The sequence below is a fragment of the Pseudomonas sp. 9Ag genome, assembly GCF_902506445.1.
In the GTDB taxonomy this organism is placed as follows: domain Bacteria; phylum Pseudomonadota; class Gammaproteobacteria; order Pseudomonadales; family Pseudomonadaceae; genus Stutzerimonas; species Stutzerimonas stutzeri_AB.
In genome coordinates this window covers 961592-976835 of record NZ_LR733836.1, presented here as the reverse complement: position 1 = coordinate 976835, position 15244 = coordinate 961592, and the positions used below count along the sequence as shown (strand labels likewise).

Sequence of the window (15244 nt, the reverse complement as noted above, 5' to 3'; positions counted from 1 at the left end):
CCAAACGCCCGCGGCGATAGCAGTGAGCCATCAACCAAAGCTGACACGCCTGCTGTGACTTTTCGCTCAGAGGTTTTATTCAGCAAGCAGCGCTCTAAAACGGGGCTCCCCTGCGAACGGCGCACCACGATGAACGCATCGATTGGCATTCCAGCCGTTGCGCCGCGCCACTGCCTGATAAGCAAGAGAGATTGAAGGGGTAACTGTTTACCTGCGTCCCGATGCGTATGCACCGCCTGCAGCCGGCAGCAACCCGAAGGGGCGGGTAGACAAATCAACTTGGGGATACGCGCTGCGCGCCTCGCCCCCCTCGGACGAATCGAGAAACAGCGGTGTTCGTGGTTGCAGCGAATTACAGACAAAAAAAGGGCGACCTAAGTCGCCCAAATGCCTTGCGTGCTCTGTACCACCAGCCGGATCAACGCTTCTTGTGCGCGTCCCGCCAGATGAAATATCCGAAACCGCCGAGGAAGGCGACCATAAGGCCGACCGTGACCACCCCTGCGAGCACCACATTATCGACGAACATGATTTCCTACCTCCAAGCTGTTTCGCTGTCTGATGGCTGCATAGTCGTCTTCCCCGCCGATAAAAAAATTGACCGACGTCAATCACCACGGAGCCTTTGAATAAAGGCACCGCGGTAACTGATCTGGATCAAAAAAATGGGGGTGTCAGGAGGGACGCTACGGGACAGCAGCCACGCGATAAGTCGTCGCGAGCAATTTGGAACGGGCTATCAGCAAGCGATGTTAGTGCTTTTTCGGCTTGGTCTTGGACTTTTTCTTTGGCTTGCTTAGCGGCAGCACCTGTTCGAAAGCCTGACGCATTTCAACCAGCCGCTTTTCCTTGATGTCGTGGATACGCTTTTCACGCTCGGCACTGAAATCGATCAGCTTTTCGTCACTGCTCATAAGGTCGGCCCGTGGATGATCTGGCGGAAGGTCAGGTTGAGGCGCGGTGCGCGAACCTTTCGTGTTCTGGCGATCTGGTGCTGCCAATAATGCTGGGTGAGACCGCTCATGACCAGCAGCGATCCATGTTCGAGCGAGATGGAGTACTCAATACGGCTGGTTCCCTTGCGGCGAAAATCGAAGCGCCGCGTGGCGCCCAGATTGAGCGAGACTACCAAGGGCTGCTGTCCCAGCTCTCGTTCGTCATCGCTGTGCCAGCCCATGGCGTCCTGTCCATCGCGATAGTAGTTGAGCAGGACACCATTCAGGTGCTGGCCGACCTGCTGCTGTACCCGCTGGCGGATATTGGCCAACAGCGGCGTCCAGGTAAGCGGCTCGTGTGTGAAACCGGAATACCGATAATGCGCATCGGCATCGCCATACCAGGCGACCAGTCGCGGCACCGTAATGCTGCGACCGTAGAGTTTGATTTGAGGTTGGGTCCAAGGTGTCTGTGCGGAAATCTCCGACAACCATCCGTCAGCCAAATCTGCATCGACCCATCGCGGGAAGTAGCGCAGATCTGCATCTGCCAGCTCGATCAGCTCGCTGTCGTCTGACATGGACGGATCAAACCTCCACATCCACCCACAGTCCCTGTCGCGGCAGCTCATCAAGGGCGGCCTGGTCTTCCTCGGTGGTTTCGCCTTCGGCGAGCTCCTGGGCGGTGTAGCCACGACGCCGTTGCCGCCTGCGCTGCTCGTCGCGCAGCATCTGCTCGGCTTCCTGAGGGTGACGACGATCAAGGCCCACCGAGCTTTCGTTCGCGCTAGGCTGCACGGGCGTCACCGGCGCGATATCGGGTCGCGGCTTGACCACGTCCTGTTGCGCGGTGACCTGGACGGTACCGGGTGGAATGACTGGCAGCATCTTCGCTCTCCCCTGGCAAACCGATCGCTTTCTATACCGGGCTGGCGGGCCTGTAGCGGTTGATCGGCGGTTCTGCCGACGACTTTAGCAGCAACGCTACACTGCCGGGGTGCGTTTCCGGGTCGTCATGGATGAACACGAGCGGTGACAGGCTTGATGCAGTGGCATCTATCGTCGATCTATGCGCGGTGATCCGTTAACATAGCGGGCTTTTTTACAGCGGGAGGCAGGGCATGGCGCAGCAGTATCTACCGGGGCAACGCTGGATCAGCGACAGCGAAGCGGAACTCGGTCTGGGAACCATCCTCATGCAGGACGGCCGCATGCTCACCGTGCTCTACCCCGCGACGGGTGAAACCCGCCAATACGCTGCACGCAGCGCTCCGCTGACGCGCGTGCGTTTCGTCCCGGGTGATGAAATCACTCACTTCGAAGGCTGGAAGATGACCGTGCGCGAAGTCGACGATGTCGACGGCCTGCTGGTCTATCACGGCCTGACCGCACAGAGCGAAGCCCGCACTCTGCCGGAAACCCAGCTGTCGAACTTCATCCAGTTCCGCCTCGCCAGTGACCGTCTGTTCGCTGGCCAGATCGACCCGCTGAATTGGTTCAAGCTGCGCTACCACACCTTGGAAAACCAGAGCAAACAACTCACCTCCTCACTGTGGGGCCTGGGCGGCGTGCGTGCGCAACCCATCGCGCACCAGCTGCACATCGCCCGTGAAGTCGCCGACCGAATCGCCCCGCGCGTTCTGCTGGCGGACGAAGTGGGCCTCGGCAAGACCATCGAAGCCGGCCTGGTGATCCATCGCCAGCTGCTTTCTGGCCGTGCCAAGCGCGTGCTGATCCTGGTTCCGGAGAACCTCCAGCACCAGTGGCTGGTGGAAATGCGCCGCCGTTTCAACCTGCAAGTCGCGCTGTTCGACGACGAACGCTTCATCGAAAGCGATGCCACCAACCCCTTCGAAGACACCCAGCTCGCACTGGTCTCGCTGGACTGGCTGAAGGACGACGAGCGCGCCCAGGACGCGGCCTTCGCTGCCGGCTGGGACCTGCTGGTGGTGGACGAAGCGCATCACCTGGTCTGGCACCCGGAAAACGCCAGCGCCGAATACAAGCTGGTCGAGCAACTGGCCGAAGTCACCCCTGGTGTCCTGCTGTTGACGGCGACACCCGAGCAGCTCGGCCAGGAAAGCCACTTCGCTCGCCTGCGCCTACTCGACCCGAACCGTTTCCATGATCTCGAAGCCTTCCGCGCCGAGAGCGCCAGCTACCAGCCGGTTGCACGAGCGGTGCAAGAACTGCTGGACGAGGGCCGCCTGTCACAGGAAGCACACCAGACCATCCATGACTTCCTCGGCGCCGAAGGCGAAGCGCTGCTCGCCGCGGCCACCGATGGCGACATCGAAGCCAGCAGCCGCCTGATTCGTGAGCTGCTCGACCGTCACGGCACGGGCCGCCTGTTGTTCCGCAACACCCGCGCCGCCGTGCGCGGTTTCCCTGAGCGCCAACTGCACCCCTATCCGCTGCCCTGCCCCGCCGAGTATCTGGAATTGCCGCTGGGCGAGCATGCCGAGCTGTATCCGGAAGTCAGCTTCCAGAGCCAGCAGGAAGAGCCGGACCCGCAGAACCGTTGGTGGAGTTTCGATCCGCGCGTCGAGTGGCTGATCGACACGCTGAAGATGCTGAAGAAATTCAAGGTGCTGGTGATCTGCGCCCACGCCGAGACCGCGCTGGATCTGGAAGACGCGCTGCGCGTGCGCTCCGGCATCCCGGCCACCGTGTTCCATGAAGGCATGAGCATTCTCGAGCGCGACCGCGCGGCCGCGTACTTTGCCGATGAAGAGTTCGGCGCGCAGGTGCTGATCTGCTCCGAGATCGGCAGCGAGGGCCGCAACTTCCAGTTCGCGCATCACTTGGTGCTGTTCGATCTGCCGTCGCATCCCGACCTGCTGGAGCAGCGCATCGGCCGCCTCGACCGGATCGGCCAGGCGCATGTCATTCAGCTGCACGTGCCCTATCTTGAAACCAGCCCGCAGGAACGCCTGTTCAAGTGGTACCACGAGGCGCTGAATGCGTTCCTCAACACCTGCCCCACCGGCAATGCTCTGCAGCATCAGTTCGGGCCGCGCCTGCTGAACCAGCTCGAAGAAGGCGACGACGACGAGTTCCAGAAGCTTATTGAAGAGGCTCTCGCCGAACGCGTGCGCCTGGAAGCCGACCTGCATGCCGGCCGCGACCGTCTGCTGGAGCTCAATTCCGGCGGCGGCGAACAGGGCAAGGCACTGGTCGAAGCCATCGAAGAGCAGGACGACCAGTTCGCCCTGCCGATCTTCATGGAAGAGCTGTTCGACGCCTTTGGCATCGACAGTGAAGACCATTCCGAGAACGCCCTGATCCTGCGCCCCAGCGAGAAGATGCTCGACGCCAGCTTCCCGCTCGGTGACGACGAAGCCGTGACCGTCACCTATGACCGCGAGCAGGCCCTTGCTCGTGAAGACATGCAATTCCTCACCTGGGAACACCCCATGGTCCAGGGCGGCATGGACCTGGTGCTGTCCGGCTCCATGGGCAACACCGCCGTGGCGCTGATCAAGAACAAGGCGCTGAAGCCCGGCACCGTCCTGCTCGAACTGCTCTATGTCAGCGAGGTGGTGGCGCCGCGTGCACTGCAGCTCAACCGCTTCCTGCCGCCCTTGGCGCTGCGCTGCCTGCTGGATTCGAACGGCAACGACCTGGCGCCCAAGGTGGCGTTCGAGACGCTCACCGATCAGCTGGAAAGCGTCCCGCGCGCCAGTGCGAACAAGTTCGTCCAGGCTCAGCGCGACGTGCTGGCCAAGCAAATCGCCGATGCGGAAGCCAAGGTCACACCGCGCCACACCGAGCGCGTCGCCGAGGCGCAGCGCAAGCTGAAGGCGAGCCTCGACGAAGAGTTGGCGCGGCTGACCGCCCTTCAGGCGGTCAACCCGAGCGTGCGCGACAGCGAGATCGAAGCCGTGCGCAAGCAGCGTGAAGAAGGTCTGGCGATGCTGGAGAAGGCCGGTCTGCGCCTGGAGGCGATCCGAGTGCTGGTAGCCGGCTGACGTTCACCCGCGTTACGAAAGGCCGGCTGCGAGCGATTGCAGCCGGCCTTTTTCATGCTTTCCAAGCTGACCCGCCACGCTCGGGGGATTGCGATAAGCGAGCGATCCCAATCGGCACTGATCGCCGCCGTAGGTTGCCGTCCCCTTCATCAGTCCCAAACTCTCTGAAGAGCAGTACCGCAGCCCTCAACGCCGCGCTACCGCCAGCAGTTGCCTGGCCTTACGCTGGTCGTCTTCGTCCAACTCAGCCAGCAGCTCCGGTTTTCCGCCGATCAGCAGTGCCAGCGGTGCGCCGTCGCGATAGAGGATGCGATTGCCTGCAGTTGCAGGTACGCGCTCGCCAGGCAGCAGCGTGCCGACCTGATTCAACGGGTCGACCGCCGAGACGGCGATCATCTCGCCGGCCAGCGGGCGCTTGCGCACCTCACGCAACAGACCAACCGCTTCGGGCAAGGCGAACTGCTCACCCGGCACACCCGCCACGAAACGACCGCCGCGGATGTCGCCCCGCGCTTCGAGCCGATGGTAGACGCGCAGGAGTTCACGCCAGGGCGGCAACCAATCCGCCTCTCGGTCCAGCAGGCGCCAGAACACCACGCCGTAGCGACGCAGCAAGGTCATCGCAATGTGTTCCAACGCTTCTGGGTCCAATACTGGACGGCGCGCAGGGGCTTCGGCCGATAGCGACGCGACTTTTCGTACCAGCGCCCAGCGACCGGCATCCGCCATGCCACCGATGAATGCGCCACCGCGGCTCTGTCGGGTACTGCGTGAGCGCTTCGCGGCGGGCGCCAGTAATGCCCGCAAGCCGGCAAAACTGTCTGCATTGACCAGCCCTACCGCAACCAGCTCACCGAGAGCATCTTCCAGCTCGCTGCGTAACAGGCGTGCGTCCTGCTGCAGCTCGTCGAAGAACAATGCGCCCTGCCCCTGCAACGTCTCGAACACCCGCTGCGCGCGTGATGACAGCTCGGGCTGCGGCGCATCACTGGCCAGTGCATACCAGGCCGCCAGTTGCCGGCGCGGAAGCAGCACGATAGGCGTGCCGCGCACCGGCCCGCTGCTGGCTTTGATTCGCCCAGCCAGGCGCGTCCAGACGATGCGTCCGGAGCGGCAAAGCTCGTCCAGCCAGGTGCCGCCGTAATCCTTCAGGCGCGCCGGCAGCAGGTCGCTCTCCCAGGCGCCTGCCGCGGCCTGGAAGCCTTCAAGTTGCTCGACTACCGTGCCGAGCGCATCGCGGCCCTGCATTCGTGTCGCCTCGGACAGGTGCTGCCAGTCGAACAGGAAGCGCATGAAATCAGCGCGCTCAACCGGTTCGATTTCGCGGCGCAGGCGCTTGACCGTGTAGCGGTGGATGCGCGCCAGCAGATGCCGCTCGCACCACTCATCGTCAGTTGCGGCCGGCGTAAAGCGGCCGCGCAACACAAAACCCTCAGACTCCAAACGCGTTAGCGCCAGGGCGACCGCCGATGCCGGCAGGGCAAGCGGCCGGGCAATCAGCGGAACCGGTAAGGGGCCGAAGCCCGTCAGGCGCGCGCGGATCAGCTCGACCAAGGCGTCGTCTTCGCTCGACGGCTGATCGAAGCCCGGCAGCGGCCTGAGGACTGGCTCGCAACCCGCTTCGGGATAGATGGACTGCAACAGTGCAAGACGCTCGACGGGCAACCAGAGCGCGCGATCCTGCGCGACCTGCATCCGCGTCGCGCGCCCTCCACGAGCCAGCTCGTTCAGCCAGGCAAGCCACTGAGGCTCGGCCTGCACTTCGGCTTCCGCGATACAGCCCAGTCCGGTGACCGCTTCATGCAACTCGTCCGGATTGCGCGCTTGGGGCCAGGCTTCCTCCCCCACCGCCTCGATCGCTGCGGCATCCAGCGCACCGAGATCGTCGCTGGACTCGGGGTCGGTCCAACGGCGATTCAGCACGGCCTGGGTCCGACGCTCTTCCAGTGGAGCGTCGTCGAGAAAGGCGTAAGGCCGAGCGCCCAACACTTCCATGGCCAGCGGCGACGGGGCCGGCAGATCACGCGACAGTAGCTCGATGTCCCCCGCCTCGATCCGCCGCAATAGCGCCAGCCAGCCATTGCTGTCCATGGCTTCGTGCAGGCAGTCGTTGAGGGTCTGGGCGACCAGAGGATGATCCGGCACCTCCCGCTCGCCGACGATGTTCTCCAGGCAGGCGACCTGGTCCGGAAAAACAGTTGCGAGTAGATCTTCGCTTTTCATTCGCTGCAGCTGCGGCGCGACTTTACGCCCGCCGGCCATGCGCGGCAGCGCCAGGGCAGTGGTCGCGTTCCAGCGCCAGCGCACCCCGAACAGCGGCGCATCGAGCAGCGCCTGGACCAGCACCGCCTCGGCGCTGTTGGGGTGCAGATAGCGCCAAACCTCATCGAGCGGAAAGCTATGACTGGTCGACAGCGAAAAGATGATTGCATCCTCGGTCGCCGCCGCCTGCAACTCGAAGTTGAAAGTGCGGCAGAAGCGCTTGCGCAGCGCCAGTCCCCAGGCACGGTTGATCCGACTGCCGAACGGCGAATGGATGACCAGCTGGGTGCCGCCGGACTCGTCAAAGAAGCGCTCCATGATCAACCGCTGCTGCGTCGGCAGCGCACCCAGCGACGAGCGGACACGGGCCAGGTACTCAACGATCTGGCGAGCCGCGGCTTCTGCCAGGCCGAGCGTCTCAGTGAGCCAGTCAATGGCAGACTGCAGTCTTGATCGCACCTCGTTGGTCGCTTCTGTAGGCGCCAGCTCGCTGGCGATCCCTGCAGACTCAAAAGCATCGCCAGCAAGCTGGCTTCTACGGGCTTCGGCTTCGTCCAGGCGCTCATCGATTTCCCCGCGCAGTCGCGCCACCGCCGCGGACAGCTCATCGCTGCGCCCAGGCGCCTCGCCTATCCAGAACGGGATGTTTGGCGGCTGGCCCTGTGCATCCTCGACCCGCACGCGGCCAGACTCGATCTTGATGATGCGGTACGAGGTATTGCCCAGCTGAAAGACATCGCCGGCCAGACTCTCGACGGCAAAGTCCTCGTTGACCGTGCCGATGTTGAAGCCCTGTGGTTCGAGCAGCACCGAGTAGTCCGCGTTGTCGGCGATGGTGCCGCCAGACGTCAGCGCGGTCAGACGGCCGCCACGTCGTCCGCGCAGGCTGCGGCTGACCAGATCGCGGTGCAGATAAGCGCCCCGTGCGCCGTGGCGGGTGGTGTAGCCCTCGGCGAGCATCGCCAATAGCGCCTGAAAATCCGCCTCACTCAACCCGGCGTAAGGCATGGCGCAGCGGATCAACGCCAGCAAGGCATCCTCCTGCCACTCCAGGCACGACACTTCGGCCACGATCTGTTGCGCCAGCACATCCAGCGGGGCCACTGGTATCACCAACGTATCGAGCTCGCCGCGCCGCACGCTGTCGAGCAAGGCGGCGCATTCGATCAGATCATCGCGTGAGCTGGGAAATAGACGTCCCTTCGAGACACCACCCACCTGGTGACCGGCGCGGCCGACGCGCTGCAGGAACGCTGAGATGGACCGCGGCGAACCCAGCTGACAGACCAGCTCGACGTCCCCGATATCGATCCCAAGCTCAAGAGATGCAGTAGCCACCAGTACCCGCAGCTCGCCGCGCTTGAGTCGCTGCTCGGCATCAAGCCGCTGCTCGCGCGCCAAACTGCCGTGATGGGCCGCGACAACCGCATTGCCCAGCCGCTCGCTCAAGTGCCGCGCCGCGCGTTCAGCCATGCGCCGCGTGTTGACGAAGATCAGCGTGGTTCGATGTTCACCGGCCAGTACGGCCAGCCTGTCGTACACCAGCTCCCAAACAGCGTTACTCATCACTGCTTCCAGCGGGACCGGCGGCACTTCCAGCGCCAGGTCACGCGACCGGCCATGGCCCACATCGACGATTGCGCAATGGCGTCCGACCCCGACCAGGAAATCGGCCACTGCCTCGATGGGTTTTTGTGTTGCCGAGAGCCCGACGCGCACCAACAGATGCCCGCATAAGGCCTCCAGCCGCTCCAGCGTCAAAGCCAGATGGCTGCCACGCTTGTTGCCGGCGATGGCATGAATCTCATCGACGATCACGCTGCGCACATTGGCGAGCATTTGCCGGCCGGACTCGGAGCCAAGCAGCACGTAGAGCGACTCCGGCGTCGTGACCAGAATATGCGGCACGCGCTTGCGCATCGCGGCGCGCTCGGCCTGTGGCGTGTCGCCCGTGCGCACCGCGGTGCGTATCGTCAGCGGTGGCAGGCCGAGCGCTTGCAGCTGCGCCGAGATGCCCGCCAGCGGCTGTTCCAGATTGACGTGAATGTCATTGGACAGCGCCTTGAGCGGCGAGACGTAGAGCACCGAGGTCTGGTCCGGCAGGCCACCTTCGGCGACGCTCTCTTGCACCAGCTGATCGATGGCGGCGAGAAAGGCGGTCAGCGTCTTCCCCGAGCCGGTGGGCGCCGCCACCAGGGTCGAGTGGCCGGCACGAATCAAGGGCCAGGCGCGGGTCTGTGCCGGAGTCGGTGCAGGGAAACTGCGTACGAACCAGCCAGCCACTGCTGGGTGGAAGGTCGCCAGCGCGTCGGGAACGGTGGAGTTTGTCATCACCTGAATATGCTGTCGCCGCAGCGCATCTACAAGGCCGTCTCGCCGCAGCCCGTCGCATGCCCGTCAGGTAGAAGGAAACGGCGACGGCGCTTGGAGGTCCACTTGAGACAGCCCGTCGATGGAGAACCCCATGAGCAACCAACCCCTGAACCTTGATGAAGCGATGCAACTCGTCTCCGAAGCCTTTCTTCCGTGTGGCTGCGTGACCAGCGCCAACCCGGACGAAGAGAGCTTCGGCTTTACCGTGATGTCCGGAAGCGGTGCCGAAATATTGCGCGTGCCCAGCGTGTCGCGCGAGGAATACACCAGCCCGCAGCGCCTTGGCGGGGTCATCGAGCAGGCCAGGCTGGACGTAGAAGACAAGGACCAACGCCTCGAGCCCTGGACCATGCCAGCCATAACCGACGACACCGGCATCCCCGAGACGCCACCGAACTATTGATCCGTTAGATTCCGAGAGGAAAGCATGACCGATCCGGTTCTTCTGATCACAGGTGCGTCCTCCGGGATTGGCGCCGCCACCGCGCGTATCGCAGCCGAGGCTGGCTATCGCATCGCCCTGGCCGCTCGCTCCGAGCACAAGCTGACGGAGTTGGTGGACGAACTCGGCGGTCCCGACCGGGCGTTGGCCATTCGCTGTGATGTGAAGGAATACGCGGAGCAAAAGGCCATGGTGCAGCGGGTGCTCGACCACTTCGGTCAGCTCGATGCGGTCTACGCCAACGCCGGAATGCCGGGCAGCGAAGGCGGCTTCAGCGGCGCGGACCCTGAAGTCTGGCGCGAGATGCTGCTGACCAACGTGTATGGCGTAGGCCTTACGCTGCGCTGCAGTTTAGAAGCGCTGAAAGCCAGCAGGGGCCATGTCCTGCTGACCGGCTCGGCCGCCGGCCGCTTCGTCATTCCCGGCTCGATGTACAGCGCCAGCAAGTGGGCGGTGACCGGCATGGGACTGAGCGTGCGCGAAGAACTGCGCGGCACCGGCGTGCGCGTCACGCTGATCGAGCCGGGCATGGTCGATACGCCACTCTTCGACCAGCCGCCGCCCTATGCCCTGCAACCCGAAGACATAGCCCGTGCGGTGGTTTATGCGCTGTCGCAACCCAGCCATGTGGATGTGAATGAAATCCTGATTCGGCCCGTCCCGCCGCTCGCGGACGATTAACCGGCGCTCAATAAGTGGCTGGAGGCGCCGTCCCGAAAGCAGATGACTGCAACTTGAACGACAGGCCGGAGACCAGGTTATTTAGCGTTGGGCTGCTTTTACGAATAACTGAGACCGGCGACCGGCACCTCTTGCGAGAAACTTTTGCGCCTCGCTTCAGGTCGTTTATAGAAGCGGTTATTGGCCGCTCCATGCATCGATCGGGGGGATGCCCATGGGTAACCTGGCACAACAGCCGAAGCAGCAACCGGCCCTGGCCGAGATGGATCATCTGCTGCGGCGCTTCCAGCAGGTTCGCGCTACCAGCGAAGCGATTTGCGCACCGTTGCAGGTCGAGGATTACGTCATCCAGAGCATGCCTGATGTCAGCCCGCCGAAATGGCATCTGGCGCACATCAGCTGGTTCTTCGAAGCCTTTCTGCTCAAGCCCTATCAGTCAGGCTATAAACCGCTGAACGCCGCTTACGATCACCTGTTCAACTCCTACTATGAAACCCACAGCACGCCTTTTCCAAGGGTCCAGCGCGGGCTGATCTCCCGCCCCGGTGTAGACGACGTTTACCGTTTTCGTCATCACGTCGACCGCGCCATGGCCGAGCTGTTGGTCAACCCCCCACAAGAGCACGCCGCCGAAATCGTGCGCCGCGTCGAGCTGGGGCTGCAGCATGAGCAGCAGCATCAGGAACTGCTGCTCATGGACATCAAGCACATCCTTGCGCAGAACCCGCTGCACCCCGTCTACCGGGACGACCTGAAAGCGCCCCCTGCGCTGCAGAGCGAACGTCTTCGCTGGCACGATTACGCTGGCGGCGTGCACCACATCGGCCATGCTGGCAACGGCTTCGCCTTCGATTGCGAGACGCCGCGGCATCGGCAGTTCGTCGAGGACTTCCAGCTGGCCGACCGCCTGGTCAGCAACCGCGAATACCTGTCGTTCATTGCCGACGGCGGCTACGCGCGCAGCGAGCTCTGGCTGTCTGACGGCTGGGCACATATTCGCCAGCACGGCTGGAACGCGCCGCTGTACTGGCACCGCGATGACGGCGCCTGGTATGAAATGACACTTGGCGGGATGCGCCCGCTGGATCTGGAGGCGCCGGTCTGCCACGTCAGCTTCTATGAGGCCGATGCCTATGCGCGCTGGGCCGGCGCCCGCCTGCCGACCGAGGCCGAATGGGAGGTGGCTGCCACCGACCAGCCCCGGCGCGGCAATTTTCTGGAAAGCGACTATCTGCAACCTGTTGCTGCCAGCGTGCCGCATGAAGGGCCGGCGCAATTGTTCGGTGACGTCTGGGAATGGACCGCCAGTGCCTATCGCCCCTACCCGGGCTTCCATCCACTGGAAGGCAGCCTGGGTGAATACAACGGCAAGTTCATGTCTGGCCAGATGGTGTTGCGCGGCGGCGGCTGCGCAACACCCGAGGCGCACATCCGCGCGACCTATCGCAACTTCTTTCAACCAGCGATGCGCTGGCAATTCGCCGGGCTGCGCCTGGCCAGGGAGCTATGACCCATGGCACTAGCCGTCCATTTTCATGACCAGACCCAGCCGACCCACGACACGTCATTGCGTGACGAGGCATTGGCGGGATTCGCTGCCTCGCCCAAGCGGATCTCGCCGAAGTTCTTCTACGACCGGCGCGGCTCGGAGCTGTTCGAGCAGATCTGTCTGCAGCCGGAGTACTACGTGACCCGCACTGAGGAAAAGATCCTCGCCGACGCGGCGAATGACATTCTTGAGATCGCCGGCCCGCAGACCGATCTCATCGAACTGGGCAGCGGCGCTAGCCGCAAGGTACGCCTGCTGCTGGAAGGCCTGCGCCCGGTCAGCTACCTGGGCATCGATATTTCCGAAGACTTTTTACTCACCAGCACCCAGCGCCTGGCCGCGGATTATCCCTGGCTCGAAGTGCACGCCGCCTGCGCTGATTTCTCCGATGAACTGAAGCTTCCAGACGACTTCACCCTGCATCATCCGCTGGTGTTCTTCCCGGGCTCCAGCATCGGTAACTTCACGCCCCTGGAAGCGCGCAAGCTGCTCGGCCATCTGCACGAGATTCTTCCGCCCGGCGGTGGCGTGCTGATTGGCGTCGACCTGGTCAAGGAGCGCAGCGTACTGGAGGCCGCCTATAACGATCGTGCGCATGTCACCGCCGCGTTCAATCTCAATCTTCTGCAGCGCATTCGTCACGAGCTGGACAGCGACATCGATCCATCGCGCTTCGCCCACCAGGCCTTTTTCAACGAGCAGGACTCGCGGATCGAGATGCACCTGATCAGCCGCGAGGCGCAGGACGTGACCATCGAGGGGCAGCGGTTTCATTTCGATGCCGGCGAAAGCCTGCATACCGAGAACTCCTACAAGTACACCCTGCAATCATTTGCCGACCTGGCCAATAGTGCTGGTTTCGACTGCAGTGGCCAGTGGACCGATGCCCAGGCGTTGTTCAGCGTGCATTACCTACAACGCCGTCCGTGAGGCCATTCGTCTACCGCCTGAGCGCTCTCGCTCTAACCTTTGGACTCGGCACCGCAACGGCAGCAGAGCAACCGCTGCGGATCAAGGATCTGCAGCGCTGCGGTGATCTGTTCTCCACCGAACAGCTGACCTATTGCCTGCGAAGCGAAGGGCTCGACTCAAGCAGCCTTGAAGTGAGGCTGAGTGGCGAGGCAGTCGATATCAGCCAGGAAGATGGCGGCCGACTGCGCCTGACCCTGAGCCCGGACGGTCATCAGAGCGGTCCCCTCTGGCTGGAACAGGGTGGGCGCCGCAGCAACCCGGTCTGGCTTACGCTCAATGGCAGCCATGTGCTGGCCGCCGGCCCCGATGCCGTCGCCAAGAACATGGACGGCCTGACCACCTATGTGAACCTGGTCAGCCTGATCATCGAAGAGGATCACGACGGGCTCGAGGAGTCGCAGCGTCTGGCGACGAAATACGGCGCCGAAGTCGTCGGCGCCATCGCCCCGCTCAATACCTATCAACTGCGTCTGCCGGCCAGCAACCTGACCGAACGTGACGCGCTGGTGTTGCGCCTAGGCAGCGAGACGAGTGTGGATGCTGTGGTCGTGGAGGAATCAGGCGCCGAAGAGCCTGTGGAGGAGGATCAGCAAAGCAAGCCGCGCAACAGCGAATGGGTGGCCAACCGCTTTCTCGATGCAGTGGACTACTACCTGCATCGCCTGCCCGCGAAAAAACCGCCGATCAACACTCATCCGGTGCGCATCGGCATTGTTGAACGCGACGTCGACTTCGACTCGCCCGAATTCACCGCCTACCTTGGCCCTTGCGACCCTGCCAAGCCACGAACCTGCGTCTATGCCCGTGATGCGGCTTCCCCAGCCGATCATGGCACCAGCGTTACCGGCATCCTCGCGGCGCGCAGCGTCGACCCTGGCGACAGCGGCTTTCTCAGCGCATTGGAGCCGGCGAGTTCAGGGTTCGAGGTCATCGTCGAGCGCAACTCGGACGCAGGCATCACCGCCAACGTCGCGGCCTCGGTCAATCTGGTCGAAGACGGCGTGAGGGTATTGAACTGGAGCTGGGGTATCCATCGAGTCGGCACACTTGATGTGGACGGTGAGGAGATCGATTCACTGGTGCGCTCCGGTGTCGCGATGAGCGGTTACGAAGAGCTGCTCGAAGAGTTCTTTCTCTGGTTGCGCCGCGAGCATCCGGATGTGGTGGTGGTGAACTCGGCGGGCAATGGCTCGGCCCACTCCGGTCAGGACGATTACCGTCTGCCCTCCTCGTTCATCACAGAACAGCTCCTGGTAGTGGGTGCGCACCAGCGTGATTTCACCAGGGACGTGCCGGTCGAGCATCCTTCCTACGTCACCAAGCGGCCCTCCTCTAACATCGATATGCGCGTCGACATCACCGCGTCGGCCTGTACCCGCGCCGCGACGCTGGAACCTGGCAAGCGCGGCGAAGTGCACTGCGGCACCTCGTACGCCACGCCGATGGTCACCGGGGTAGTCGGTGCGATGCTATCGATCAATCCGGCCCTGGAGCCTGAACAGCTGCGCGAACTGCTGCGCCGAAGCGCGCTGACTATCGGCCGCAACAGCGATTTCGAAGCCGTCGAGGGCGACGACCTGACAGCCCCGATCCTGCCATCGGAGCGCAGCTACCGGCTCGACAACCAGGACATTGGCCGCTCGGCCCGTCTGGATATGCGCAAAGCACTGGAATTGACCGTCGACAGTTTGCAGCACGTTCGCTGAGAACCGATTCCCCTCGGCTGGAACGCCGTGCTGACACTCAGCAGCAGCGCACCTCCATGACCAGAAGCTCATGAGCATCAGCTTTGAAACACTCTGAAACAAGACGAGCGCTATAAGCGAGGCGTGTAAGCGAAGCGACGGATAAGGCTCCGCTGGGCGCTCGAAATTGTTCTACACAACTATAAGCACAATAAATTCAAACAGTTAATCAATAGAATCAATTTGATATTTAATTGCCACACAATAGTGGCCATATAGGTAAAACTATTAATTACCTCGCCTAGAGTTGCTTTTAATGGCGCCAATTTAACTTCAGTAATTAATCCCGCATCTATATAAAGACTATGCACGCG

11 protein-coding genes are annotated in these 15244 nt (G+C 62.9%); 6 read left to right on the top strand and 5 right to left on the bottom strand.

Annotated features, from left to right (window positions below; genetic code table 11):
* Positions 1-418: 418 nt before the first annotated feature.
* The 4 genes from ccoM to ALTERO38_RS04465 form a co-directional block, all read right to left on the bottom strand.
* Entirely contained in the window at positions 419-529 is a 111-nt protein-coding gene (gene ccoM / locus ALTERO38_RS21625) for a cytochrome c oxidase subunit CcoM (RefSeq protein WP_045425123.1), read from the bottom strand.
* A gap of 223 nt (positions 530-752) precedes the next feature.
* Positions 753-914: a hypothetical protein gene (locus tag ALTERO38_RS04475; protein WP_178114569.1), complete on the bottom strand. Its 162-nt coding sequence runs from the start codon at positions 912-914 to the stop codon at positions 753-755.
* Positions 911-1516 (bottom strand): alpha-ketoglutarate-dependent dioxygenase AlkB, encoded by a 606-nt coding sequence (locus tag ALTERO38_RS04470; RefSeq protein ID WP_159967416.1) that lies wholly within the window; start codon positions 1514-1516, stop codon positions 911-913. Before ALTERO38_RS04470 ends, ALTERO38_RS04475 begins: the two co-directional genes overlap by 4 nt.
* Positions 1517-1523: 7 nt before the next feature.
* Positions 1524-1823: an aspartate-semialdehyde dehydrogenase gene (locus ALTERO38_RS04465; protein ID WP_159967415.1), complete on the bottom strand. Its 300-nt coding sequence runs from the start codon at positions 1821-1823 to the stop codon at positions 1524-1526.
* Positions 1824-2056: 233 nt separating this feature from the next.
* Here ALTERO38_RS04465 and rapA point away from each other — a divergent pair, with 233 nt between their 5' ends.
* Entirely contained in the window at positions 2057-4906 is a 2850-nt protein-coding gene (gene rapA, locus ALTERO38_RS04460; protein ID WP_159967414.1) for an RNA polymerase-associated protein RapA, read from the top strand.
* A 186-nt stretch (positions 4907-5092) separates the two neighbouring features.
* Here the strand turns inward: rapA and ALTERO38_RS04455 are convergent, their stop codons facing one another.
* Entirely contained in the window at positions 5093-9499 is a 4407-nt protein-coding gene (locus ALTERO38_RS04455; protein ID WP_159967413.1) for a DEAD/DEAH box helicase, read from the bottom strand.
* A 133-nt stretch (positions 9500-9632) separates the two neighbouring features.
* Here ALTERO38_RS04455 and ALTERO38_RS04450 point away from each other — a divergent pair, with 133 nt between their 5' ends.
* From ALTERO38_RS04450 to ALTERO38_RS04430, 5 genes are all read left to right on the top strand, one after another.
* The gene (locus ALTERO38_RS04450; protein ID WP_159967412.1) at positions 9633-9944 is read left to right on the top strand and encodes a hypothetical protein; all 312 of its coding nucleotides are present in this window, start codon (positions 9633-9635) and stop codon (positions 9942-9944) included.
* A 24-nt stretch (positions 9945-9968) separates the two neighbouring features.
* Positions 9969-10664: an SDR family oxidoreductase gene (locus ALTERO38_RS04445; RefSeq protein ID WP_159967411.1), complete on the top strand. Its 696-nt coding sequence runs from the start codon at positions 9969-9971 to the stop codon at positions 10662-10664.
* A 214-nt stretch (positions 10665-10878) separates the two neighbouring features.
* Entirely contained in the window at positions 10879-12174 is a 1296-nt protein-coding gene (gene egtB / locus ALTERO38_RS04440; RefSeq protein WP_159969631.1) for an ergothioneine biosynthesis protein EgtB, read from the top strand.
* A gap of 3 nt (positions 12175-12177) precedes the next feature.
* A complete protein-coding gene (egtD, locus tag ALTERO38_RS04435) occupies positions 12178-13143 on the top strand; it encodes an L-histidine N(alpha)-methyltransferase (protein ID WP_102834967.1) in 966 nt (321 codons plus the stop codon).
* On the top strand, positions 13140-14891 hold the full coding sequence (locus ALTERO38_RS04430) for a S8/S53 family peptidase (RefSeq protein ID WP_178114568.1): 1752 nt from the start codon (positions 13140-13142) through the stop codon (positions 14889-14891). Before egtD ends, ALTERO38_RS04430 begins: the two co-directional genes overlap by 4 nt.
* Positions 14892-15244 lie beyond the last annotated feature (353 nt).

What these genes read in the sequence shown, in the direction of transcription:
- ccoM (WP_045425123.1), bottom strand. Translation starts at nt 529, where the DNA reads ATGTTCGTCGATAATGTGGTGCTCGCAGGGGTGGTCACGGTCGGCCTT.
- ALTERO38_RS04475 (WP_178114569.1), bottom strand. Translation starts at nt 914, where the DNA reads ATGAGCAGTGACGAAAAGCTGATCGATTTCAGTGCCGAGCGTGAAAAG.
- ALTERO38_RS04470 (WP_159967416.1), bottom strand. Translation starts at nt 1,516, where the DNA reads ATGTCAGACGACAGCGAGCTGATCGAGCTGGCAGATGCAGATCTGCGC.
- ALTERO38_RS04465 (WP_159967415.1), bottom strand. Translation starts at nt 1,823, where the DNA reads ATGCTGCCAGTCATTCCACCCGGTACCGTCCAGGTCACCGCGCAACAG.
- rapA (WP_159967414.1), top strand. Translation starts at nt 2,057, where the DNA reads ATGGCGCAGCAGTATCTACCGGGGCAACGCTGGATCAGCGACAGCGAA.
- ALTERO38_RS04455 (WP_159967413.1), bottom strand. Translation starts at nt 9,499, where the DNA reads ATGACAAACTCCACCGTTCCCGACGCGCTGGCGACCTTCCACCCAGCA.
- ALTERO38_RS04450 (WP_159967412.1), top strand. Translation starts at nt 9,633, where the DNA reads ATGAGCAACCAACCCCTGAACCTTGATGAAGCGATGCAACTCGTCTCC.
- ALTERO38_RS04445 (WP_159967411.1), top strand. Translation starts at nt 9,969, where the DNA reads ATGACCGATCCGGTTCTTCTGATCACAGGTGCGTCCTCCGGGATTGGC.
- egtB (WP_159969631.1), top strand. Translation starts at nt 10,879, where the DNA reads ATGGGTAACCTGGCACAACAGCCGAAGCAGCAACCGGCCCTGGCCGAG.
- egtD (WP_102834967.1), top strand. Translation starts at nt 12,178, where the DNA reads ATGGCACTAGCCGTCCATTTTCATGACCAGACCCAGCCGACCCACGAC.